Source organism: Streptomyces sp. R33 (assembly GCF_041200175.1).
GTDB classification, from domain to species: domain Bacteria; phylum Actinomycetota; class Actinomycetes; order Streptomycetales; family Streptomycetaceae; genus Streptomyces; species Streptomyces katrae_B.
The window spans coordinates 1,266,625-1,290,051 of the sequence record NZ_CP165727.1 but is presented as its reverse complement, the minus strand read 5'-3'; the positions used below and the strand labels follow the sequence as shown (position 1 = coordinate 1,290,051).

20 protein-coding genes are annotated in these 23,427 nt (G+C 73.2%); 11 read left to right on the top strand and 9 right to left on the bottom strand.

The window, feature by feature from the left end; translation table 11 throughout:
- The first annotated feature begins 163 nt into the window (after positions 1–163).
- Positions 164–1,240, top strand: coding sequence for a LacI family DNA-binding transcriptional regulator (locus AB5J51_RS06370; RefSeq protein ID WP_053789911.1), 1,077 nt, complete (start codon positions 164–166; stop codon positions 1,238–1,240).
- A complete protein-coding gene (locus AB5J51_RS06365; RefSeq protein WP_369777108.1) occupies positions 1,237–2,052 on the top strand; it encodes a sugar phosphate isomerase/epimerase family protein in 816 nt (271 codons plus the stop codon). The genes AB5J51_RS06370 and AB5J51_RS06365 overlap by 4 nt, the downstream gene beginning before the upstream one ends.
- Here the strand turns inward: AB5J51_RS06365 and AB5J51_RS06360 are convergent.
- From AB5J51_RS06360 to AB5J51_RS06340, 5 genes are all read right to left on the bottom strand, one after another.
- Positions 2,040–3,026 (bottom strand): hydroxyacid dehydrogenase, encoded by a 987-nt coding sequence (locus tag AB5J51_RS06360; protein ID WP_369780226.1) that lies wholly within the window; start codon positions 3,024–3,026, stop codon positions 2,040–2,042. The two genes, AB5J51_RS06365 and AB5J51_RS06360, sit on opposite strands and share 13 nt — an antisense overlap.
- 44 nt (positions 3,027–3,070) lie before the next feature.
- On the bottom strand, positions 3,071–4,003 hold the full coding sequence (locus AB5J51_RS06355) for a carbohydrate ABC transporter permease (RefSeq protein WP_369777107.1): 933 nt from the start codon (positions 4,001–4,003) through the stop codon (positions 3,071–3,073).
- Positions 4,000–4,848, bottom strand: a complete 849-nt coding sequence (locus tag AB5J51_RS06350) for a carbohydrate ABC transporter permease (protein ID WP_369777106.1) — start codon at positions 4,846–4,848, stop codon at positions 4,000–4,002. Before AB5J51_RS06350 ends, AB5J51_RS06355 begins: the two co-directional genes overlap by 4 nt.
- A 131-nt stretch (positions 4,849–4,979) precedes the next feature.
- A complete protein-coding gene (locus AB5J51_RS06345) occupies positions 4,980–6,305 on the bottom strand; it encodes an ABC transporter substrate-binding protein (protein ID WP_369777105.1) in 1,326 nt (441 codons plus the stop codon).
- Between the two features lie 136 nt (positions 6,306–6,441).
- Entirely contained in the window at positions 6,442–7,575 is a 1,134-nt protein-coding gene (locus tag AB5J51_RS06340) for a substrate-binding domain-containing protein (RefSeq protein WP_369777104.1), read from the bottom strand.
- Positions 7,576–7,764: 189 nt separating this feature from the next.
- On the opposite strand from AB5J51_RS06340, the gene AB5J51_RS06335 reads away from it, so the two are divergent.
- The 4 genes from AB5J51_RS06335 to AB5J51_RS06320 all read left to right on the top strand — a co-directional run bounded on the left by AB5J51_RS06335 (position 7,765) and on the right by AB5J51_RS06320 (position 12,890).
- Positions 7,765–9,579 (top strand): beta-galactosidase family protein, encoded by a 1,815-nt coding sequence (locus AB5J51_RS06335; RefSeq protein ID WP_369777103.1) that lies wholly within the window; start codon positions 7,765–7,767, stop codon positions 9,577–9,579.
- Positions 9,580–9,663: 84 nt separating this feature from the next.
- Positions 9,664–10,704, top strand: a complete 1,041-nt coding sequence (gene galT / locus AB5J51_RS06330) for a galactose-1-phosphate uridylyltransferase (protein ID WP_369777102.1) — start codon at positions 9,664–9,666, stop codon at positions 10,702–10,704.
- Positions 10,701–11,858: a galactokinase gene (gene galK, locus AB5J51_RS06325; RefSeq protein ID WP_136223795.1), complete on the top strand. Its 1,158-nt coding sequence runs from the start codon at positions 10,701–10,703 to the stop codon at positions 11,856–11,858. Before galT ends, galK begins: the two co-directional genes overlap by 4 nt.
- A 90-nt stretch (positions 11,859–11,948) precedes the next feature.
- Positions 11,949–12,890, top strand: a complete 942-nt coding sequence (locus tag AB5J51_RS06320; protein ID WP_053789919.1) for an aldo/keto reductase — start codon at positions 11,949–11,951, stop codon at positions 12,888–12,890.
- Between the two features lie 27 nt (positions 12,891–12,917).
- Here AB5J51_RS06320 and AB5J51_RS06315 read toward each other — a convergent pair whose 3' ends face one another.
- The 3 genes from AB5J51_RS06315 to AB5J51_RS06305 all read right to left on the bottom strand — a co-directional run bounded on the left by AB5J51_RS06315 (position 12,918) and on the right by AB5J51_RS06305 (position 17,448).
- Positions 12,918–13,649 carry a carbonic anhydrase gene (locus AB5J51_RS06315; RefSeq protein ID WP_369777101.1) on the bottom strand — a complete coding sequence of 244 codons (732 nt, stop codon included), beginning with the start codon at positions 13,647–13,649 and terminating at the stop codon, positions 12,918–12,920.
- A gap of 179 nt (positions 13,650–13,828) precedes the next feature.
- Positions 13,829–14,707 (bottom strand): ABC transporter permease, encoded by an 879-nt coding sequence (locus tag AB5J51_RS06310; protein WP_369777100.1) that lies wholly within the window; start codon positions 14,705–14,707, stop codon positions 13,829–13,831.
- Positions 14,704–17,448 (bottom strand): alpha/beta fold hydrolase, encoded by a 2,745-nt coding sequence (locus tag AB5J51_RS06305; protein WP_369777099.1) that lies wholly within the window; start codon positions 17,446–17,448, stop codon positions 14,704–14,706. Before AB5J51_RS06305 ends, AB5J51_RS06310 begins: the two co-directional genes overlap by 4 nt.
- Before the next feature lie 152 nt (positions 17,449–17,600).
- On the opposite strand from AB5J51_RS06305, the gene AB5J51_RS06300 reads away from it, so the two are divergent.
- The 5 genes from AB5J51_RS06300 to AB5J51_RS06280 all read left to right on the top strand — a co-directional run bounded on the left by AB5J51_RS06300 (position 17,601) and on the right by AB5J51_RS06280 (position 21,646).
- Complete coding sequence (locus tag AB5J51_RS06300; RefSeq protein ID WP_369777098.1) at positions 17,601–19,127, top strand: ATP-dependent DNA ligase; 1,527 nt, start codon at positions 17,601–17,603, stop codon at positions 19,125–19,127.
- Between the two features lie 79 nt (positions 19,128–19,206).
- Positions 19,207–19,896, top strand: a complete 690-nt coding sequence (locus AB5J51_RS06295) for a helix-turn-helix domain-containing protein (protein ID WP_369777097.1) — start codon at positions 19,207–19,209, stop codon at positions 19,894–19,896.
- Between the two features lie 10 nt (positions 19,897–19,906).
- Positions 19,907–20,029 (top strand): DUF6126 family protein, encoded by a 123-nt coding sequence (locus AB5J51_RS06290; RefSeq protein WP_037635127.1) that lies wholly within the window; start codon positions 19,907–19,909, stop codon positions 20,027–20,029.
- A 58-nt stretch (positions 20,030–20,087) separates the two neighbouring features.
- Positions 20,088–21,170, top strand: a complete 1,083-nt coding sequence (locus tag AB5J51_RS06285; RefSeq protein ID WP_369777096.1) for a dihydrodipicolinate reductase — start codon at positions 20,088–20,090, stop codon at positions 21,168–21,170.
- Complete coding sequence (locus AB5J51_RS06280; RefSeq protein WP_030296442.1) at positions 21,167–21,646, top strand: carboxymuconolactone decarboxylase family protein; 480 nt, start codon at positions 21,167–21,169, stop codon at positions 21,644–21,646. Before AB5J51_RS06285 ends, AB5J51_RS06280 begins: the two co-directional genes overlap by 4 nt.
- A 71-nt stretch (positions 21,647–21,717) precedes the next feature.
- Here AB5J51_RS06280 and AB5J51_RS06275 read toward each other — a convergent pair whose 3' ends face one another.
- Positions 21,718–23,373, bottom strand: a complete 1,656-nt coding sequence (locus tag AB5J51_RS06275; protein WP_369777095.1) for a GMC oxidoreductase — start codon at positions 23,371–23,373, stop codon at positions 21,718–21,720.
- Positions 23,374–23,427: the final 54 nt, after the last annotated feature.

Sequence of the window (23,427 nt, the reverse complement as noted above, 5' to 3'; positions counted from 1 at the left end):
AAAGCCTCGATAGAAAGCGCTTTCACTCCCATCAGGCTAGGGCCGGGAATCCTCGCCGCGCAACGCTCATTCGGGTGATGGAAAGCGCTTTCTCCATCAGAGAGCATGGAGGGCACACACCGGATGAGACGATGACCCGGGACGAGCAGGAGGGGTGTGCAGGATGGCGGTGACTCTCGCCGAGGTCGCGGCGCACGCGGGCGTATCGCCCGCGACGGTCTCGCGGGTGCTCAACGGCGGATACCCGGTGGCCGGGGGCACCCGGACGCGTGTGGAACAAGCCGTCGAAGAGCTCGGCTACGTGGCCAACGGCCCCGCCCGCGCCCTCGCGGCCGCCACGTCCGACCTGGTCGGCGTCCTCGTCCACGACGTCGCGGACAGCTTCTTCGGCATCCTCGCCGGATCCCTGCAGAGCGCCCTCTCGCCGGCCGGCCGGCCGGACGCCCGCCGGCTCGCCGTCGTCTGCAACACCGAGGGCGCCCCCGCGGCCGAACTCGCCTACCTCACCCTGCTGGAGGGCCAGCGGGCCGGCGGGGTCGTCCTGACCGGCGGCGCCGTCGAGGAGCCCGGGCACACCGCCGCGCTCACCGCCCGCATCACCCGGATGGCGGGCAGCGGAGCTCCCGTCGTCCTGTGCGGCCGGCCCCCGCTGCCCGTACCCGCCGCACTGCCCGTCGCCACCGTCATGTTCGACGACCGCGGCGGCACCTTCCGCCTCGCCGAGCACCTGCTGACGCTCGGCCACCGGCGCATCGCGTACGTCGCGGGCCCGCCGGGGCTGAGCACCACCCGGGAGCGGCTCGGCGGACACGTCGAGGCGCTGCGGCGCCACGATCCCGCCCTGCCCGCGGCCTGCGACCCGCTCACCGTGCACGCCGGCTTCGAGCGCTCCGCCGGGTACGACGCCACCCGCGAACTGCTGCGCCGCGGGGAACCCTTCACCGCCGTCGCCGCGGCCAACGACACCGTCGCCACCGGAGTGGCCGCGGCCCTGCGCGAGGCCGGTCTGCGCATCCCCGAAGACGTCTCCGTCGCCGGCTTCGACGACCTCCCCTTCTGCGTCGACACCGCCCCCGCGCTCACCACCGTCCGCGTGCCGCTGCGCGAGGCGGGCATACTCGCCGCCCAGCTGGTCACCGGCCGCAGACCGCTGCCCCCGGGCGGCATCACCACCCTGCCCACCGAGCTCATGGTGCGCGGTTCCACCGCGCCTCCCCCGGCCGACGAGAGCCGTCCGTGAGGTACGCCTACTCCACGCTCGGCCTGCCCGGTACGCCGCTCGACCGGACCGCCGCCCTCGCCGCCGCCCACGGCTACGACGGCCTCGAGCTGCGCGCCCACCCCGAGGAGCCCCTGCACCCCGACAGCCCGCCGGCCGACCGTGCGGCGGGTCTGCGCACCCTCACCGCCGCCGGCGTCACGCTCCTCGGGGTCGCGGGCTATGCCCGAGTGGCCGCCCCCGGCGCGGACGAGCCGGTCCTCGCCGAACTGCACGACCTGGTGCGGCTCGCCGCCGACCTCGAAGCCCCGTACGTCCGGGTGTTCCCCGGCGGAGCCGAGCAGTCCGCGGCCGTCGCCGACGCGCATGCGGTACGCAGGCTGACCGCCGCCGCGCCGTTCGCCGAGCGGCACGGGGTACGGATCCTGCTCGAGACGCACGACTCGCACCGGACCGGAGCCGCCGCCGGGCGGGTGCTGGACCGGGTCGCGCAGGGCGGTGCGGGCGCGCTGTGGGACGTACTGCACACCTGGCTCGGGGGCGAGTCCCCGGCCGAGACGCGGCGGGCCCTGGCCGGGCACCTGGGCTACGTACAGGTGAAGGACGTGGCGTCGGCGCAGGAGCTCACCCCCCTCGGGCTCGGCACCGGAGTGCTGCCGCTCGCCGAGGTGGTGGCCGCCGTGCCGCCGGACGGCTGGCTCTGCTGGGAGTACGAGAAACGCTGGTATCCCGGCGCCGCCGAGCTGCCGGGACAGCTCGCACGGGGCCGGGATTACCTGGCGGGCCTGGTGGCGAAGGTCAAGGCGACGGCGGCCGCGCCTCAGGCCGAGTAGGCGAGCCGCCCGCGATCGACGGCGTAGCGGAAGTCCAGGCCCATGGCGTACCGCTCCAGCTCCTCGACCGCGGTGGCCGCCAGCCGGTCCAGCTCCCCGCCCAACGAGCCCGCCACATGCGGGGTGAGCAGTACGTTCGGGAGGTTGTACAGCGGGGAGCCGGTGGGCAGCACCTCGGGCTCGGTGTGGTCGAGCACGGCGTGCAGCCGTCCCGCGACCAGCTCCTCGGTGAGCGCCACGGTGTCGACGAGCGAGCCCCGCGCGGTGTTGACGAGCGTCGCGCCGTCCGGCATCAGGGCCAGCCGGGCGGCGTCGAGCAGATGGCGGGTCCGGGGGAGCGCGGGGGCGTGCAGGCTCACCACGTCGCTGCGGCGCAGCAGTTCGTCGAGCGCGCAGGATTCGCCGCCCAGCGCGGCGAGCTCGGCCGGGTCGGCGTACGGATCGTGGACGAGTACCCGCAGGTCGAACGGGCGCAGCAGCTCCATGACCCGCCGGCCGATGAGCGAGGCGCCGACGATGCCGACGGTGCGGTGGTAGTTGCCGACGGCCGGGTAGCGGCGCAGCAGGTCGATCGGGGCGCGCGCCGCCCGGTAGGCGTGGGCGGACTCCAGGACCCGCTTGTTGGCGAACAGGATCGCGGCGAGCGTGTACTCGGCGACCGGTACGGCATTCGCGGCGGCGGCGCTGGAGACCAGCAGCCCACGTTCCCAGCAGGCCTCCGTGACATGGTGTTTGACGCTCCCGGCGGCATGCACCACGGCGCGCAGCCGCGGCATCCGCTCCAGCGCCCCGGCGTCGAGCGGCGGGCAGCCCCAGCCGGTGAACAGCACCTCGGCCTCCGCGAGGCGGCGGTGGAGCTCGGGCTCGTCGTGGTCGAAGCCGGTCAGCAGCAGATCGGCGTCCACATCGGCGACGCGGACGAGCTCGGGCAGCATCCGGCCGCCGAGGACGGCGGCCCGGGTGCCGGGGCTCATGGCGAGCACCGTGGCGGGGCGCCGCCGGGGGAGGAGACGGTGGGTCACTTGACGGCTCCTGCAGTGAGACCCGAGCGCCAGAACCGCTGCAGGCCGAGGAAGGCCAGCACGAGCGGGACGACGGCGACGAGTGAACCGGTGATCAGCAGGGGATAGAGCTCGGGCTGCTGGTAGACGCTGCGGTTCCACATGAACAGGCCCAGACTGACGGGGTAGAGCCGCTCGTCGTTCAGCATGGTCAGGGCGCCGTAGAAGTTGTTCCAGATGGCCGTGAAGGTGAACAGGAAGATGGTCACAAACCCCGGCCACAGCATCGGGAACGACACGTGCGCGAACAGCCGCAGTTCACCCGCGCCGTCGACGCGGGCGGCGGCCAGCACCTCGTCGGGGACGTAGCCCTCGGCGAACACCCGGGCCAGGTAGACCCCGAAGGGATTGACCAGGGCGGGCACCAGGTAGGCCCAGTACGTGTTCACGGCGCCGGCGGCCGAGGCCATCAGGTACAGCGGCAGCTGGAGCACGGTGGCGGGGACCAGGATGCCGGCGAGGACGACGCCGAAGAGCTTCTCCTTGTGCCGGAACTCGTAGGCGTGGAAGGCGTAGCCGCAGGCCACGCTGATGAGGGCCGAGAGGGTGGAGCCGACGACGGTGTAGAGCAGGCTGTTGGCGAGCCAGCGGCCGAAGACGCCGTCGTCGTACGTGAAGACCTCGCCGAGGTTGGCGAGGAGGCCGAAGTCCCCCAGGGCGTAGGGGTCGGTGGCGAAGAGGTCGCGGCGGTTCTTCGTGGCGGCCAGGACCAGCCAGGCGAGGGGCATCAGGGTGTAGGCGGCGACGAGGAGGAGGGCCGCGTTGACGGCGGTACGGGAGAGCAGGGCGCTCCTCGGCGCGGGGCGGGCCGGGGCGGGTTCGGCGGCCTGGCCGGGGGCAGGGCCGCGGGCCGGGGGCGCGGCCTCGGCCCGGGCGAGCGAGGCGGTCATGCGGACCTCCAGCGGTTGCCGAGCTTCGTGACGACGTAGGAGGCGGCGCCCGCGGCCAGGGCGAGGAGCAGCGCGCTCGCGGCCGCCAGCCCGTAGTCGTGGCCCTTGAACGCGGCGCTGAAGATGTACATGGTCGGGGACCAGGACTCGCCCATCTCGGTGGCCCGCAGCTGGAGCAGCTGCGGGGCGTCGAAGAGCTGGACGGCGCCGACGCAGGTGAACAGGACGGTCAGGATGATGGTGGGCCGGATGCTCGGCACCTTGACCTGGAAGGCGGTGCGGACGGCACCGGCGCCGTCCATGGTGGCGGCCTCGAGGGTCTCGCGGGGGACGGCCTGGAGCCCGGCGTAGAAGATGATCATGTTGTAGCCCATCCACTGCCAGGCCGAGACGTTGACCACGGACAGCAGGGCCTCGTCGCGGCCGAAGAAGTTCCAGGAGATCCCGGCCGAGTCGAGGACGTCGAGGACGGGGCTGAGGCCGGGGGTGTAGAGGTAGAGCCAGATCATCGCGGCGATCAGGCCGGGGACGGCGTGGGGCAGGTAGAAGGCGATCTGGAAGAACCGCCGGGCGCGGGCGAGGGCGGAGTCCAGGAGCAGGGCGAGGACCAGGGCGCCGCCGACCATGACCGGGATGTAGAGCAGGCAGTAGACGGCGACGTGGCGGAACGAGGCCAGGAACAGGGGATCGGACAGAGCCTTGGTGTAGTTCCCGATTCCGCTGAAGACCTGTCGGGCGCCGCCGAATCCGAGGCCGGACTGCTCCGCGCGGAAGAGGCTGAGCCAGGCGGCGTACCCGATGGGGGCGAGGGTCACGAGCGCGAAGAGGAGGAAGAAGGGGGCCATGAACCAACCGGCCGCGCCGGTGCCTGCGGCGGTGGGAACGGTTCGGGCCGAGTGCGCAGAGCGGCGTCCGGCTGCCGGGCGGGTGGCCGTGGGGGCGGGGTGGTGGGAGGTGCGCGGCTGGGGGCTGCGCATCAGCCGGCCAGGCCCAGGCCGCGGTCCTTGATGGCCTTCTCGGCGGCCGACTGGCCCTCGGCGAGGGCCTTGACCAGGTCCGGCCCGGCCGCGTTCTGCGCCGAGTTGACCTGGAGGTGGACCGGACCCCACGTCCAGCCCGGCACGATGGTCGCCGCAGCGGCGCCGGCCAGGCCGTACGGGTCCTGCCCCTCGAAGTACGTCGTGTCGAACAGCTTCGCGGCCTCGGCCCGCATCTCGGCATTGGCCGGCAGGGCGCTGCTCGGCGATTTCAGCGAGCTGAGCCGCGCCTTGATCGCGTCCGGCTCGGTGGTGACCCATTGGATGAACTCCGCCGCGGCCTTGGTGTGCTTGCTGCCCTTGGGCACGATGTACGAGGTGCCGCCGTACATGCCGGTCGCGGGCTTGCCGTCCCAGGTCGGGAGCGGGGCGATGCCCCACTTCCCCTTGAGGTCCGGGTAGTTCGCGAGGAAGGTGCCCGCGGTCCAGGCCGCGCCGATCACGGTCGCGACCTGCCCGGACGAACGTTCCTTCGCCTCACCCTCGCCCCACAGCGGGGTCTTCGACGCCACCCCCGAGGCCATCAGTCCGTTCCAGTACTCCGCCACCTTCTTCGAGGCGGGGTCGTCGATCGCGACCTTCCACTTGTCGCCCTCGGTGCCGTACCACCGGGCGCCCGCCTGCCACGAGAGGCCCGCGAGCACCGCCGGGTCGCCACCGCCGAAGTTCGTGATCTTCACCGAGGGGTCGGCCCGGTTGATCTTCTCCGCGGCCGCCTTGTACTCGTCCCACGTCTTCGGCACGGCCACCGCGTGCTCCTCGAAGATGTCCTTCCGGTAGAAGAGTTCGAGCGGGGTGACGTCGAACGGCACCGCCCACGTCTTGCCGCCCAGCTTCACCAGGGACTGGACCGCCTCGGGGAACTTCTCGGAGACCAGCTTCCCGGAGGTCCCGCTCAGGTCCTCCAGGTTGCCGCCGCTCGCGAACTCCGGGAGCGCCGAGTAGTCCATCGTCGCGACGTCCGGCGCGTTGCCGCCCTTGACCGCGTTGGCCAGCTTGGCCGCCCCGTCCGGCCCGCCGGGCACCGCCGAGAACTGCACCCGGATGTTCGGGTGCGTCCTGTTGAAGGCGTCCGCGGTCTGCTGCGCACCCGCGGACGAGGACCAGTACGTGACGGTGACCGGCTGCTCCGGCGAGCCGCCGGCCGCCCCGGCCGTGCCCGGCTCCGTCTTCCCTCCGCACGCGGTGGCGATCAGGGCGAACGAGACGGCCGAGGCGGTCAGGACGGACCGGGGCATGCGGGAGGAACGGAAGCTGCGCGACATGGAGTGACTCCTACGGACGACCGCAGACGGCGGCGGATGGGAGAACGCGGCCCATCTTTTGTGCGAACACGCACACCGTCAAGAGCGAATGCGCAACTCGATCGAAATGATCGGTCCGGGAGTCCTTTCCTGTTCCTTACGAGCGGATCGTCAGGCGGGGGAGCAGGTCCAGGTGCTGCCGCGCCCCCGCCTGCTGCTCCGTGTCCCGTCCCTCGCCGGCCGCCGTCACGCGGTCCAGCAGCAGTCCCGCCGCCCGCGCCCCCACCTCGTGCTTGGCCGGTGCCACCGCCGAGAGCGGTACGTCGGCCAGCCCCGCCACCTCGTCGTCGTACGTGATCACCGCGAGGTCCTCCGGCACCCGTACGCCGCGCGCCTGGAGTCTCGGGATCAGCATGATCGCGTCGGTGTCGCTGTGGATCAGGGCGGCGGTCACCCCGCCCGCCGTCACCGCCTCGCACAGGTAGTCCAGCGTCCGCGCGAACAGGTCGGCGTCCGAGAGCGGGCCAGGCCCGGCCTGCGGCCACGGCGGCGCCGGCTCCAGTCCGAGGGCGGCCACCGCCGCCTCGTACCCGGCCCGCAGCCGCGGCGTCGTCGGCGTCGCACGGCTGGCCAGCGCGATCCGCCGGTGGCCCCGTTCCACCAGGTGCTGCACGGCCGCCGCAGCGCCGTGCGCATGGTCGGAGGCCACCCGGTCCAGGGCCGCGGCCGGATGCCCCGGCGGGGCCCACCGCTCCACCAGCACCGTCGGAACCGGCAGCTCCGCCGTCCACGCCCCCTCCCCGGGGCCGGGCGAACCGGCGACCCAGTTCGGGGTGAGCAGCAGCCCGTCCGCCCCGGTGGACAGCAGACGGTCGGCCTGCGTCCGGTCCTCGCCCGGCAGGTACCGGGTCAGGCCCACGGTCAGCCGCGCGCCCCGCGCCTCGACCACCTCGCGGGCTCCGCGCACGACCTCCGCGTAGTAGTACTCCGTGGTCGGCACCACCATCCCGATCACCAGCCCCTCGCCGGCCGAGGCGCCCGCCGAGGCACCCGCCGACGCCGGTGGCGCCGACGCCCGGGCTGCCGGAGCGCCCGCCCGCCCGGTCTCCACCCGGCTGATCACCCCGTGCATCCGGTGGATCTCGCCCCGGGCCGCCATCGCCTCGATGTCGCGCCGCAGGGTGACCGGCGAGACGCCCAGCTCCTGCGCCAGGTCCGCCACGCGCACGCTGCCCCGCGCCCGGACGAGCGCGAGCACCTGCGCCTGGCGCTGGTCCACATGTGGTCTCAAGGTTGCCGTACCCCCTGCGGTTTTTCGGCGGCATCACTGTCCGCGCCGTGTCCAGGCCATCATAGAGAACCGAACCGATCGATTCGATCGTTTCCGATCAACCGGTCATTGACGGCGCGGAGGGTGCGTTCATATATTCGGCGGCGTCCGGCACCTCACGGCATCACGACCTCTCTCGGGAGTCAGCGCATGCTCACGTACGACCAGGACGGATTCCGGCGCGCAGGCCGCCCCCACCGCATCGTCTCGGGAGCCCTGCACTACTTCCGGGTCCATCCGGACCTGTGGGAGGACCGGCTGCGGCGGCTGCGCGCCCTGGGTGCCAACACCGTGGACACGTACGTCCCCTGGAACTTCCACGAGACCGCCCCCGGCAAGGCCGACTTCACCGGCCCGCGCGACCTCGGCCGCTTCCTGCGCACCGCCCAGGACCTCGGCCTCGACGCCGTCGTCCGCCCCGGCCCGTACATCTGCGCCGAATGGGACTTCGGCGGCCTGCCCGCCCGGCTCCTCGCCGTCGACGGCCTCCACCTGCGCTGCTCCGACCCGCGCTTCGAGGCCGAGGTGGACGGCTGGTTCGACCTGGTCGTCCCCGAGCTGCTGCCGCTGCTCGCGAGCCGCGGCGGTCCGGTCGTCGCCGTACAGATCGAGAACGAGTACGGCTCGTACGGCAACGACACCCGCTACCGCGCCCATGTGGAACAGGCCCTGGTCGAACGCGGCGTGGACTGCCTCTTGTTCACCGCCGACGGGCCCGAGGACGCCATGCTCCAGGGCGGCACGGTCCCCGGCCGGCTCGCCACCGCCACCTTCGGCGCCCGGCCCGCCGAACGCCTCGCCCACCTGCGCCGCTACCAGAGGACCGGCCCGCTCACCGCCATGGAGTTCTGGATCGGCTGGTTCGACCACTGGGGCGAGGGCCACCACGTCCGCGCCGTCGAGGACGCGGCGCAGTCCCTCGACGAACTCCTCGCCACCGGCGCCTCCGTCAACCTCTACATGGCCCACGGCGGCACCAACTTCGGCTTCTGGGCGGGCGCCAACCACACCGGGTCCCGCCCCGGCGACCCCGGCTACCAGCCCACCGTCACCAGCTACGACTACGACGCCCCCATCGGCGAAGCCGGCGAACTCACCCCCAAGTTCCACGCGTTCCGCGAGGTCATCGGCAAGTACGTACCGCTGCCAGACGGGCCGCTGCCGCAGCCGCCGCCCCGTATCACCCCCGCCCTCGCCGTCCCGGCCGGCACCGCACCGCTCCTGGACCACCTCGACCTGCTCGGCGGGGAGCCCGCGCTGCGACCCGCGCCCGAGTCCATGGAGAAGCTCGGCCAGGCCCACGGCATGATCCACTACCGCACCACGGTCACCGGCCCGCGCCCCGCCATGCCCGTCCGGATCGACGGCCTCGGCGACCGCGCGTACCTGTTCGCCGACGGGGAGCCCCTCGGCATCCTCGACCGCAACCGGCCCGACGAGGGGCTCGACCTGTCCGTCGGCGAGGCGGGGGTCGTCCTCGACGTCCTCGTCCGCGCCCAGGGCCGGGTCAACTACGGCCCGCTCCTCGACGACCGCAAGGGCATCTGGCGCGGCGTCCGCCACGGCCACCAGCTGCTGTTCGAGTGGGAGATCCGGCCGCTCCCGCTGACCGACCCGACCGGCCTGCGCTGGTCACGCCACACACCCGACGCACCCGAGGCACCCGGCACACCCGGCGCAGGCCGCCCGGCCTTCCACCGCTTCACCCACGCCCTCCCGGACGCGCCCGCCGACGGATTCGTCGACGTCTCCGGCTGGGGCACCGGCCTCGTCTGGCTGAACGGCTTCCTCCTCGGCCACTACGACACCCCGCGCGGCCCCCAGCGCACCCTCTACGCGCCCGCGCCCCTGTGGCGGACCGGCCGGAACGAGATCGTCGTCCTCGAGCTGGAGCATCCCGGCGCCGACCTGCCGCTGCGCGACCGCCCCGACCTGGGCCGCCCCACCGTCGTCACGCTCGAATGAACCCCGCCGCGCCCCCGGCCAACCCCGCGAGCCGCCGGCACCCCAGTGCACTGCGGTGACCATCCCTTGAGAGAAGCTCTCCCCGTGAAGCGAACGAGCACCCGCCTGGCCGACGGCCGCGAGATCCTCTACTACGACGCCGACGACGCCGCAGCCCGCGCCGTCCCCGACACCCGCACCCTCGACGCGTCCGCCACCTCCCCCGAGGTGCGCCGCGACCCGCTGCTGGGCGACGCCGTCGTCATCGCCTCCCACCGCCAGGGGCGCACCTACCACCCGCCCGCCGACGCCTGCCCGCTGTGCCCCTCCACCGAGGGGCGCGCGAGCGAGATCCCGGCACCCGACTACGACGTGGTCGTCTTCGAGAACCGTTTCCCCTCCCTCGCCGGCGACACCGGCCGCTGCGAGGTCATCTGCTTCACCCCCGACCACCTGACCTCCTTCGCCGAGCTCGACGAGGGACGCGCCGCGCTCGTCCTGGCCGCCTGGACCGACCGCACCGCCGAACTCTCCGCCCACCACGGGGTCCGGCAGGTCTACTGCTTCGAGAACCGCGGCACCGAGATCGGCGTGACCCTCGCGCACCCGCACGGCCAGATCTACGCCTTCCCCTTCATCACCCCGCGCACCACCCGCATGCTCGCCACCGTCTCCGCCCACCGCGCCCGCACCGGCGGCAACCTCTTCGAGGAGGTGCTCGCCGCCGAACGCGCCGAGGGCACCAGGGTCGTCCTCGAAGGGGAGCACTGGACCGCCTTCGTGCCCTACGCCGCGCGCTGGCCGTACGAGGTCCACCTCTATCCGCACCGCCGCACCGCCGACCTGACCACCCTGGACGACGCGGCCCGCGCCGAGTTCCCCCGCCTCTACCTGGAGCTGCTGCGACGCTTCGAGCGGCTGTTCGGGACGCCGGGGCCCACCCCGTACATCTCCGCCTGGCACCAGGCGCCGGTCTCCGGCGAGGGCCGGGCCGACTTCGCGCTCCACCTGGAGCTCTTCACGGTCCGCCGCACCGCTGACAAGCTCAAGTACCTGGCGGGAACCGAATCCGGCATGGAGGCCTACATGAACGACGTCCGCCCCGAGGACGCGGCCGCGCGGCTGCGGGAGGTGGCGAGCCGATGAACCAGGCAGCGGACGGGTTCCGCCGGCTGTACGGGTCCGAGCCCGAGGGAGTCTGGGCGGCTCCGGGCCGGGTCAACCTGATCGGCGAACACACCGACTACAACGACGGCTTCGCCCTGCCCTTCGCGCTCCCGCAGCGCACGGAGGTCGCCGCCGCCCGGCGCGCCGACGGGATCCTCCGCCTCCACTCCGCCGACGTCCCCTCCGGCGTGGTCACCGTCCGCCCCGCCCACCTCGACCCGGCCCGCCCGCCCACCGGCGCCGCAGGATGGGCCGCGTACCCGGCCGGCGTGCTGTGGGCCCTGCTGGACGCCGGCCTTCCGGTCGGCGGCGCCGATCTGTACATCCGCTCCGACGTGCCCACCGGAGCCGGACTGTCCTCCTCCGCCGCCCTGGAGGTGGCCACCGCCCTCGCGCTCACCGACCTGTACGGGATCCCGCTCACCCGGACCGAACTGGCCGCGCTCGCCCGCCGCGCCGAGAACGCGTACGTCGGCGTGCCCTGCGGGGTGATGGACCAGACGGCCTCGGCCTGCGCCACCGAAGGCCACGCCCTGCACCTGGACACCCGCACCCTCGAACAGCGGCACATCCCCTTCGACTGCGCGGCGGCGGGCCTGCGCCTCCTGGTCATCGACACCCGGGTCAAGCACGACCTGGCCGACGGGGCCTACGCCGAACGCCTCGCCTCCTGCCACGGGGCGGCCGCCGAGCTCGGGCTGCCCGCCCTGCGCGACCTCCCGTACGAGGAGCTCGACCGGGCCCTGGCCCGCCTCGACGACCCGGTCCGGCGCCAACGGGTCCGGCACGTCGTCACCGAGAACGAACGGGTCGTACGGGTGGAGGAACTGCTGCGCGCCGGACGGCTGCGGGAGGCGGGCCCGCTGCTGACCGAGGGCCACGCCTCGCTGCGGGACGACTACGAGGTGTCCTGCGCCGAGCTCGACCTGGCGGTCGCCACCGCCAACGCGGCGGGCGCGTACGGGGCCCGGATGACCGGCGGCGGGTTCGGCGGTTCGGCCCTGGCCCTGATCGACGCGGAGGCCGAGCCGCTGGTGGCCGAGGCCGTCACGGAGGCCTTCGTACGAGCGGGCCACAAACCGCCGCGCATCACGGCGGCGGAACCCTCCGCAGGGGCGGGCCGGACGGTCTGAGGAGAGGAAGAGCAGCTTCCGTCGAACCGGCGTGCCTAGACTCGTCACTTGGTCGATCATGTGCCGGACGAGTGCGGAGGAACGAAACGCATGCGCTACATCCCGCTGGGCAGTTCAGGTCTGCAGGTATCCGCCGTCGGACTCGGCTGCAACAACTTCGGCGGCCGCCTCGACGCCCGGGCGACCCGCGCCGTCGTCGACGCAGCCCTCGACGCGGGGATCACCCTCCTCGACACCGCCGACATCTACGGCGGCCGCGGCGGCTCCGAGCGCCACCTCGGGCAGGCCATCAAGGGCCGCCGTGACCAGGTCGTCCTGGCCACCAAGTTCGGCTACGCGGGCATGGACATGGAGTACGGGCCCGCCGCCGGATCCCGCGGCGGCCGCGCGTACATCCGGCGGGCCGTCGAGGAGTCCCTGCGCCGCCTGGACACCGACCACATCGACCTCTACCAGCTGCACAGCCCCGACCCGGCGACCCCCGTCGCCGAAACCCTGGCGGCGCTCACCGAGCTGGTCACCGAGGGCAAGGTCCGCTACATCGGCCACTCCAACTTCAGCGGCTGGCAGCTCGCCGAAGCCGCCCACGTCGCCCGCGAAACGGGCGCGGCCCCCTTCGTGTCGGCGCAGAACGAATGGTCGCTGCTCCGGCGGAACGCGGAGGCGGAGCTGGTCCCGGCCGCCGTGCACTACGGCCTCGGCGTGCTCCCGTACTTCCCGCTCGCCAACGGCCTGCTGACCGGCAAGATCCGCCGGGGTGCCCCGGTCCCGGCCGGCTCCCGCCTGGAGGGGCGCGACGCGTACCTCACCGAGGAGCGGCTCGACACGGTCGAGGCGCTGGCCGCCGTCGCCGACAAGCACGGCCGCAGCGTCCTCGAACTGGCCATCGGCTGGCTCTCCGCCCAGCCCGGCTGCTCCTCCGTCATCGCGGGCGCCACCTCCCCCGAGCAGGTACGGGCCAATGCGGCCGTCGCCGACCGCCCGCTGGAGCCCGAACTGCTGGCGGAGATCGACGCGATCGCGGGGGCCTGAGCCGCAGCGCAGCTCCGGCGGGGCGGCTCAGGCGGGCACACCCGTCAGGACCTCCACCTTGCCGGTGTCCAGCGAGTAGTAGGCGCCGACGACGGCCAGGGCGCCCTTCTTCACGAGGGGCCCCAGGTCGGCGTTGGCCCGCAGATCGTCCGCGGTCACCTTGATCTGGTGGTGGGTCATGGTGTCGACGGGGTCGGCGCCGGGGTTCTCGGCCGTCAGCTCGTACGCCGGCACCATGGCCTTGGCGATGGCCTGCAGATTGCCGGGCAGCGGGGTGCCGCCCTTCAGCGCCTTGTACGCGGCCTCGATCGCGCCGCAGCGCTGGTGTCCGAGCACGACGACCAGCGGGGTGCCGCCCGTCATGGGCCCGTACTCGACGGAACCGGTCACGACCGGGCCGACCGCCTGTCCGCCCGTGCGCAGGACGTACAGGTCGCCGAGCCCGGTGTCGAAGATCAGCTCGGGTGCCACCCGGGAGTCGATGCACGAGAGGACCACCCCGAAGGGGTCCTGCGCCTCGGCGACCAGCTCGCGCCGCTCGGGATCGCGGTCGGGATGTTCGAGGTTTCCGCTCACCCAGCGCTGGTTGCCCTCCATCAGGCGCGCGAACGCGGCCTGAGGGGTGGCCGGGCGCGGCGGCGGGGCCGCGGTCGTCACCCGGGGCGGCCTCGGGGACGAGCATCCCGAGAGCGCGACGACGGCGGCCGCGAGGCCTCCGGTCAGCAGGGCCCTGCGGGCCGGAAGTCCTGTCGTGTGCATGGGTGGTACCCCTCGGTGCCGCGCAGACGCGTCCGTACGTCATGACGACCGCGATTGTTCAGCGCGCCGGGGGCGCCCGGACGGCAGGCACACGCGGGCACACACCCCATTGGCACGGACGGCCCACACCCCGGGCGGGGCCGGCCGAAAGCCGACGGCCCGCCCGGCGCTTGCGGCGGTCAGGACACGATGTCCTTGCGGGCGAACCCGCGGAACGCCAGCGCGAACAGCACCACCGCGTACGCCACCGACACCGCCGTCCCCTTGACCATGCCGCCCCACTCCAGCTGCGGCTGCAGCGCGTCCGCCCACGCGAACTGCCAGTGCGCCGGCAGGAACTCCCGCCAGGAGCCGAGCGCCGTCACCGCGTCCAGCACGTTGCCGACGATCGTCAGACCGACCGCCCCGCCCACCGCACCCAGCGGCGCGTCCGTCCGGGTCGACAGCCAGAACGCCAGCCCGGCCGTGACCAGCTGCGACACGAAGACGAACGCCACGACCAGGGCGAGGCGCGGCACGGTGTCCGCGGCCGGCAACGAGCCGCCCGTGGGCAGCTTCAGAGGTCCCCACCCGTACGCGGCCGTGCCCGCCGCCAGCGCCACCAGCGGCAGCAGCACCATCGCCGCCAGGCTGAAGCCCAGCGCCACCACCAGCTTGCTCCACAGCAGCCGGGCCCTCGGCACCGGCGAGGCCAGCAGGTAGCGCAGCGAGGACCAGCTCGCCTCCGAAGCCACCGTGTCCCCGCAGAACAGCGCCACCGGTACCACCAGCAGGAACCCGGCCGACACGAACAGACAGGTGGCCGCGAAGTTCGCGCCCGAGGCCGTCGCCGTGTCGATGAGAGTGATCCGGCCGTCCCCGCCCCCGCGGCCGCCGTCCTGTCCGCCGCCCACCGCGAACGCGATGATCATGACGAAGGGGAGCGCGGCCAGCACCCCGGCCATCACCAGCGTCCGCCGCCTGCGCCACTGGCGCAGCGCCTCCACGCGCAGCGGCAGCGTACGGCTCGCCCGGTAGCCGGGGGCCACCTCTGTCACGGACTGCGTCACGGCGCTCACGCCGCACCTCCGATCAGGGTGAGGAACGCGTCCTCCAGCCGGCGGTGCGGCCCCACTGCGGACACCGGCACCTCCAGCCGTACCAGCTCGGCGATCAGCCCTGCGGCCGTCGCTCCCTCCAGCCGTACCAGCAGCCCGTCGTCGGCCGCCGCCACGGAACCCACTCCCTCCAGAGCCGCCACCTTGCCCACGACCCCTTCGTCCACCGGCTCCGCCAGCGTCACCAGCAGCACGTCCCCACCACCCGTGATCTCCGCGACCTCGCCGGCCTGCACGAGCCGTCCGCGGTCCATGACCACCAGATGGGTGCACGACTGCTCGACCTCCGACAGCAGATGGCTCGAGACGATGACCGTCCGCCCGCCCGCCGCGTACCGGATCATCACGTCCCGCATCTCCCGGATCTGCGGCGGGTCCAGACCGTTCGTCGGCTCGTCGAGGATCAGCAGGTCCGGCATCCCGAGCATGGCCTGCGCGATCGCGAGCCGCTGCCGCATGCCCTGCGAGTACGTGCGCACCGCGCGCTCCAGCGCATCGCCCAGGCCGGCGATCTCCAGGGCCTGCGCCATGTGCGCGTCCTCGGCCGGCCGGCCGGTGGCCTGCCAGTACAGCTCCAGGTTGGCCCGCCCCGACAGGTGCGGCAGGAAACCGGCCCCCTCGACGAACGCCCCGACCCGCGACAGCACCGGAGCACCGGCCCGTACCGCGTGCCCGAACACCCGGATCTCCCCGGCGTCCGGGGAGATCAGCCCCATCAGCATCCGCAGGGTGGTGGTCTTTCCGGCGCCGTTGGGCCCGAGCAGGCCCAGGACCTGCCCCTTCTCCACCCGGAACGACAGGTCTCGCACCGCATACCGGTCCTGTGCCTTTGCGTACCGCTTCGTCAGACCGGTGATTTCAAGCGGTACGTCGGCCAGCGCGGGGTCGGGCTGCGGTACCCCGGCCCGCGCCCCCGCACCCTCCCGGCCGGTCCTCCGGATCCCCAGCAGCGCCGCGGCCAGCAGCGCAGCGCCCAGCGGCAGCCCCCAGGTCCACGCGGGCAGCCCCGCCGAGGCGGTCCGTACCCCGTCGGCCACCGGAACGGCCAGGGCGCCCTGCGCCGCGACCGTGTAGGTGGCCGGCGCGGCCGGGGACGCGTAGCCGAGGTCGGTGGCGGCGACGACCAGCCGCAGCCGGTGCCCGGCCTGCACGGCGTGGTCGACGGCCGGGAGCCGCAGCTGCACCGTCGCCCCCTCCTGCGCGTTCTCCACGCGCACCGGGGCGACCAACTGGCTCGGCAGCACCGCTTGGCGCCCGTCGGGCCCGACGTCGTACAGCTTGCCGAACAGGACGGCAGAACCGTCCGCAGCCGTCGACCTCACGTTCAGGGTGATGGTCGGCGTCCCGGTGATCCTCACCTCCCCGGCCAGCGGCTCCGACTCGAACCGGGCGTTCTGCCCGGGGAAGTCCAGCGAGAGCCCGGCTCCGAACGCGGCGAGCTGCCCGCCGATCCCCGGCAGGGACGACAGCGCGGGCGGAGCGCCGCCCGCCGGATTGCCGAAACTCTGCTCCCGGCCGCTCAGGGCGAACTCCCGGGGACCGGACGTCAGCCCCGGGTAGCGCTCGCCGTTCGCGCCGCGCAACTGGACCGCCCCGTCGGTGGAGTCGATGCCGCCGGAGCGCGAGACGCGGAAGGCCGGGCCGGTGTCCGCGCCCCGGTCGTCCTTCAGGTAGCGGTCGAACCAGGCGGCCACCCGCGCCTCGACCCGGCCCGACTCGCGCATGCCGCCGTCGTGCCCGCCGGCCGCCCAGTCCACGGAGACGGGCGCACCGTTCGCCGCGATCGCCCTCGCCATGGCGTCGGCCTGGTCGAGCGGGAAGAGGGAGTCCTCCTGGCCCTGCACGATCAGGGCCGGCACCTTGATCCGGTCGCCGACCGCCGACGGGCTGCGCCGCTCCAGCAGGGCGCGGGCCTCGGCGTCGGGCTTCCCGGCCACCGCGACCCGCTCGTACATGGCGCACAGCTCCGGCTGGAACCGCCCGCAGGCGGTGGCCGTGTCCGCGGCGCCGGAGGCGGGGGCGCCCGCCGCTGCGGGGTTGCCCGTCGCCAGCGCCCCGGGCTGCATCCCGTCGGCCGAACCGGTGGTGAAGAACAGCCCCGCCCACAGCTTCTTGAACACGCCTTGCGGGAAGAGGGAGTCCGCGAGGTTCCAGTACGTGATCTGCGGGGCGATCGCGTCGATCCGCCGGTCGTATCCGGCGGCGAGCAGCGAGATCGCCCCGCCGTACGAGGCCCCGGTGACGCCGACGCGCGGGTCGCCGTCCCCGTCGAGCCGCACCTCGGGCTGTTGCGCGAGCCAGTCGACGAGCCGCGAGACGTCCTTGACCTCGTGCTCGGGGTCGTTCAGCCCGATATGGCCGCCGGAGCGGCCGAAGCCGCGCGCCGACCAGGTCAGCACGGCGTACCCGTCCCGGGCCAGCTGCTCGGCCTGCGCCCGGACGTCGTCCTTGCTGCCGCCGAAACCGTGCCCGAGGAGCACGGCGGGCCGCTTGCCGCCGCCGCCCGCCGTGAAGTACGAGGTGTCGATCCCGGCGCCGGGCATCTCCAGCGTCCGGTCCTGGCGGTGCACGGGGGTCGCCCCGCCGGACGCGGCGGCGGTCCACGTACCGGCCCCCGCGACGACGGCGAGCGCGGCGGCGCCCGCGAGCAGGCGGCTTCGGCGGCGCCGTGGCGGCCGGAGCTTCGGCAATCGGAGCTTCATACGGGAACCCTAGACGCCGGACCGCCCGGCCCTGAGCGCCCCCAGGGGGAACCGCCCACCTCCTCGAGGAGTACACGGGCGGCCCGGCATACCGCACCTGCGGTACCGGGACCCGACCTGCGCGGTACGCCGAGCGGCGGGAGGATGACGGCATGCTGCTCGCCGAGGTCGCGCGCGTGTCCCGGGAGGTCGCCGAGACCTCCGCCCGGTCCCGGAAGACCGCCCTGCTCGCGGAGCTGTTCGCCGCGGCGCCCCCCGAGGAGGCCGGCCTGGTCATCTCGTACCTCGCAGGGCGGCTCCCGCAGGGCCGGCCCGGCATCGGGTGGCGCGCGCTCGGCCGGGAGGTCGAACCCGCCGCCGAACCCACCTTGACCGTCACCGCCGTCGACGCGGCGGTGACGGAGCTCGCCGCAGTGGCGGGCGCGGGCTCGCAGGCCGAGCGGCGCCGGATCCTCGACGCCCTGCTCGGCGCGGCCACCGCACCCGAGCAGCGGTTCCTGCGCAGCCTGCTCTCCGGCGAGGTCCGCCAGGGCGCCCTCGACGCGGTCGCGCTGGAAGGCGTCGCCGCGGCCTCGGGGGTGCCGGCCGCCGAGCTGCGCCGGGCCGTGATGCTGGACGGATCGCTGCCCCGGGTGGCCGCGGCGGCGCTGGCCGGCGGCGCGGCGGCCCTGCGCGAGGTCACCCTGCGCGTCGGGCAGCCCGTACAGCCGATGCTGGCGAACACCGCCAAGTCGGTGGCCGAGGCCCTGGCCGCGCTCGGGCCCTGCGCGGTGGAGGAGAAACTCGACGGGATCCGGGTGCAGGTGCACCGGGACGGGGACGACGTACGGGTGTACACGCGCTCCCTCGACGAGATCACCGGCCGGCTGCCGGAGGTGGCGCAGCTCGCGCGGGCGTTGCCGGGGGAGAGGTTCATCCTCGACGGCGAGGTGATCGGGCAGACGCCGGACGGCCGGCCGGTGCCCTTCCAGGAGGTCGCGAGCCGGGTCGGATCGCGGGTCGACGTCGAGACCGCGCGGCGCACCCTGCCCGTCGTCCCGTACTTCTTCGACGTACTGGCGGCGGGGGACGAGGTGCTCCTGGACCTCCCGGTGCGCGAGCGGTATGCGGTGCTCGCCGCCCTCGTGCCGCAGGAGTCCCGGGTCCGCCGTTTCGTCGTCGAGGACCCGCAGGAGCAGGCGGCCGCCGCCGAGGAGTTCTGGGCCGAGACCCTGCGCCGCGGCCACGAGGGGGTGATGGTCAAGGGCCTCGACTCGACCTACGCGGCCGGGCGGCGCGGCAGACACTGGCTCAAGGTGAAACCGGTGCACACGCTCGACCTCGTGGTGCTCGCGGTCGAATGGGGGCACGGCCGGCGCACCGGACTGCTGTCGAACCTGCACCTCGGGGCCCGGGCCGCCGACGGCACGTACGCCATGCTCGGCAAGACCTTCAAGGGGCTCACCGACGAGATGCTGCGCTGGCAGACCGCCCGGCTGCGGGAGCTGGCGGTGGAGGACGACGGCTTCACCGTGCGGGTGCGGCCCGAGCTGGTCGTGGAGATCGCGTACGACGGCCTCCAGCGCTCCCCGCGCTACCCCGCCGGGGTCGCCCTGCGCTTCGCGCGGGTGCTGCGACACCGCCCGGACAAGCGCGCGGAGGAGGCGGACACGGTGGAGACGGTGCTCGGCGGGAGCTGAGGGGACGACCAGGACCAGCCTTTTTGCCTCAGAGGCAAGTGAAATTGCCAGGCGGGCAGGATTCTGGCTCAATCTGGGTATGACATCCGGTCCTGCACCCGGCCCCGAAGGCCCCGAGCGTCCCGACGACCAGGTCGGCAAAGACGATCCGGTCGGCACCGACGTCGGCGCCGGCGCCGACGAGCTGCCGTCCGTGGCCCCGCAGCTGCGTGAGCTGCGGCGCCGCGCCGGGCTCACCCTGGAGGCCGCCGCCGCGCGGGCCCGGCTCTCGCCCGCGCACCTGTCCCGGCTGGAGACCGGGCGGCGCCAGCCCTCGCTGCCGCTGCTGCTCGGACTCGCCCGCACCTACGGTACGACGGTCTCGGAACTGCTCGGCGAGACCCCCGCCGTCGCCGATCCCATCGTACGGGCGGGCGGTCCCGGCGCCCGCGAGGCCGACGGGTGGACGTACTGGCAGGCAGGCGGCCCCGGCCGCGGGATGCAGGCGCTGCGCGTGCACGTCCCGCACGGGCGCAGCCAGGGGGAGCTGGTCCGCGTCCACCCCGGCGAGGAATGGCTGTACGTCCTCAAGGGGCGGCTGCGGCTGCACCTGGCGGAGGCCGAGTACCTGCTGGAGCCGGGGGACAGCGCGCACTTCGACTCGCTGACCCCGCACCGGATCGGCGCGGCCACCACGGGCGGAGCCGACCTGCTGTTCGTCCACACCCTGCTGCAGAGCAGCCTCGCCGGGCTGTGCCTCGGCGGCGGCACAAACGCCCACCAGCCCTAGGAGCCCCACCATGAACATCCAGTCCAAGTTCCCGCGCGGTCTGGTGATCCGGCTGATCGCCTACTTGTTCGTCGGCCACCTCTTCGCCTTCTTCGTCTACCTCCTCTTCGTCCTGGGCGGCCAGAACCAGTGACCGAAGGCCGGGGCCCGCGACTCTGGAAACGTGCAGGTCCTGTCGCTACCCTCCGCGCATGATTTCCACGGTTGTCTGGGGTACCGGCAACGTCGGCCGTTTGGCCATCCGTGCCGTAGAGGCCCATCCGGCGCTGAAACTGGCCGCCGTCATCGTCCACCATCCCGACAAAATCGGCCGCGACGCGGGCCGGCTCGGCGGACTCGACCACGACACCGGGGTCCTGGCCACCGACGACATCGAGGCGGTCCTCGCCGCCCGGCCGCAGGCCGTCGTCTACGCGGCCTCCGGCGACACCCGCCCCGACGACGCCCTCGCCGACATCACCCGGGCCATCCGGGCCGGCGCGGTCGTCGTCAGCCCCGCCCTCTACCCGCTCTACGACCACCGGGGCGCCCCGCCCGAGTTCCGCGATCCGGTGGCCGCCGCCGTCGCGGAGGGCGGCGGCTCGCTCTTCGCCTCCGGCGTCGACCCCGGCTGGGGCAACGACGTACTCCCGCTCCTGCTCAGCGGACTGGGCAGCACGATCGACGCCATCCGCTGCCAGGAGATATTCGACTACTCCACCTACGACCAGCCGGACTCCGTCCGGTACCTCGTCGGCATGGGCCAGCCCATGGACTTCGAGCCGATGATGCTGATGCCGTCCGTCCCGACCATGGTGTGGGGCGGGCAGATCCGCATGATGGCCCGGGCCCTGGGCGTCGAACTCGACGAGATACGCGAGACCGTGGACCGCCGCGCCCTCGACAGCACCGTCACCACCCGCACCATGGGCGAGTTCGCGGCCGGCACCCAGGGCGCCGTCCGCTTCGAGGTGCAGGGCATCGTCGAGGGTGAACCCCGCCTCGTCATCGAGCACGTCACCCGTATCCACGCCTCCTGCGCCCCCGACTGGCCCACGCCGCCCGACGGCGGTGACGGCGCCCACCGGGTGGTCATCGAGGGCCGCCCGCGCATCGAGGTCACCGTCGAGGCCACCGACGAGGGCGAGAACCGCTCGGCAGGCGGCAACGCCACCGCCGTCGGCCGTCTGGTCGGCGCCATCGACTGGCTGGTGGAGGCCGGACCGGGCCTCTACGACGCCCTCGACGTCCCCCTGCGCCCCGCCATCGGCAAGCTCGGAAGGAAGAAGTCATGAGGATCGACATACCCGAGGGCCAGCACCCGATCGAGTACGTGTGGGGCGACATGGTCCCCGGGATCGGGATGGCCGCCGCGAACTTCTCCCTGTCCGTGTACGCCCACACCACCCTGGGGCTGCGCGAGTTCGAGGCCGCCCGGCTGCGCGTCGCGCAGATCAACGGGTGCGTGTTCTGCCTCGACTGGCGGACCGAACGGGACGGGGAGAAGGTCGAGGAGGAGTTCTCCGATGCCGTCACCGAGTGGCGCACCACGGACCGCTTCGACGAACGGACCCGGCTGGCCGCGGAGTACGCGGAGCGGTACACGCTCGACCACCACAACCTCGACGAGGAGTTCTGGGAGCGGATGACCGCGCACTACAGCCAGCTCGAGATCGTGGAGCTGACGATGAGCATCGGGTCCTGGCTGGCCTTCGGCCGGCTCAACCACGTGCTCGGCCTCGACAGTGTCTGCGTACTGCCGGGGCACTGAGGCCGGTTGCAGGGCAACGGGTCCGGGGCCGGTCGGTACGTCCGACGGCCCCGGGGCTGTGGGCGGACCGCCTACAGGTCGGTGGCGATGATCTTCTCGATGTTGCGCTCCGCGAGCGCCGTGATGGTGACGAACGGGTTGACGCTGGTGTTGCCGGGGATCAGCGAGCCGTCGATCACGTACAGGCCGGTGTAGCCGTGCAGGCGGCCGTAGTTGTCGGTGGCCTTGTTCAGGACCGCACCGCCGAGCGGGTGGTAGGTGAGGTGGTCGCCCCAGATCTTGTTGGTGCCGAACAGGTCCGTGCGGTAGATCGTCCCCTCCTTGGAGTTGATCTTGTCGAAGATGGTCTTGGCCATGTCGATGGACGGCTGCTTCCACGCCGTCTGCCAGTTCAGCTCCACCGCGCCCGAGGCCGCGTTGTACGTGAACTCGGCGCGGTGCGGGTTCTTGGTGATCGACAGGTAGAAGGAGGCGTACGTCTCGATCCCGGTCGGCAGCGGCGCCACCTCGGCGAACGCCCCGCCCGCGTCCCAGTTGTCGATGCCGCCGCAGGGGATGGACGCCTGGACCTTGCCGGTCGGGTCCCACAGGTGGTTGGCCCGCCCGCACATGACGTTGCCGTTGTCGCCCCAGCCCTTGCCGACCTCGCCGTTCAGGGCGGGCAGTGCGCCGGTGGCCTTGAGCCTGACGAGCAGTTTGCTGGTGCCGACACTGCCGGCCGCGAAGAACACCTTGTCGGCGATCACCGTCTTGGTGGCGGTGGCCGCGCCGGTGGTGTTGATCTGGTCGATGACGACGGTGTACCCGCCGCCGGCCGCGGGGGACACGGAAGTGACCTTGTGCAGTGGGGAGATGGTGACCTTGCCGGTGGCCCGGGCCTGGGCGAGATAGGTCTTCTGCAGCGATTTCTTGCCGTAGTTGTTGCCGTAGAGGATCTCCCCGGCGACCGCGGACTTGGGAGCGGTCCCGGCGGCCTCCTGCTTCATGTAGTCCCAGTCGTAGACGTCCGGGACGAAGACGAACGGGAAGCCGGAGCGCTGGGCGTGCTTGCGGCCGACGCGCGCGAACTGGTAGCAGTCGACGGTGTCGAACCAGGCCGGGTCGACCAGGCCGACCCCGAGCCCGGCGTTGGCCCGCGGGTAGTAGGTGGTGTACATCTCGTCGGCGTCCACCGACGGGAGGATGGCGGCGAAGTTCGCACGCTTCGGGGTGACCGCCATACCGCCGTTGACCAGCGAACCGCCACCGACGCCGCGGCCCTGGTAGACGATGATGCCGCCCATCTCCTCGGCGTCCAGGATCCCGGTGTAGCGGGGGATGTCCCTGTCGATCGGGAAGCCGAGGAAGTTGCTCAGCGGCTGCTTGGTCTTGGTCCGCAGCCAGTAGGAACGCTGGTCCGGACTGGTCGTGTTGCAGAAGATCTTGCCGTCCGGTCCCGAGGTGTCCCAGGCCATGCCCATCTCGATCATGTGGACGTCGACGCCTGCCTGGGCGAGTCGCAGGGCGGCGACGGACCCTCCGTAGCCGGTGCCGATCACCAGCGCCGGTACGTGCGCGCCGTTGTCGATGGGGCCGACGGCCGCTGCGACTGAGGCGACCGTCTGCGCGTGGGCCGGGGTGCTCTGACCGGCAAGGGCAGCCGCCCCGAGAATAGAACTTGTTCTCGCCATGAATCCACGGCGCGAGATTCCCTTGGAGCCGGATTTGTGCAGGGCTTTGTCACCCATGTGACGTTCCTCACTCTCGGCGGAATGGGAACGAGTTCTACTGCCGGTCGCATG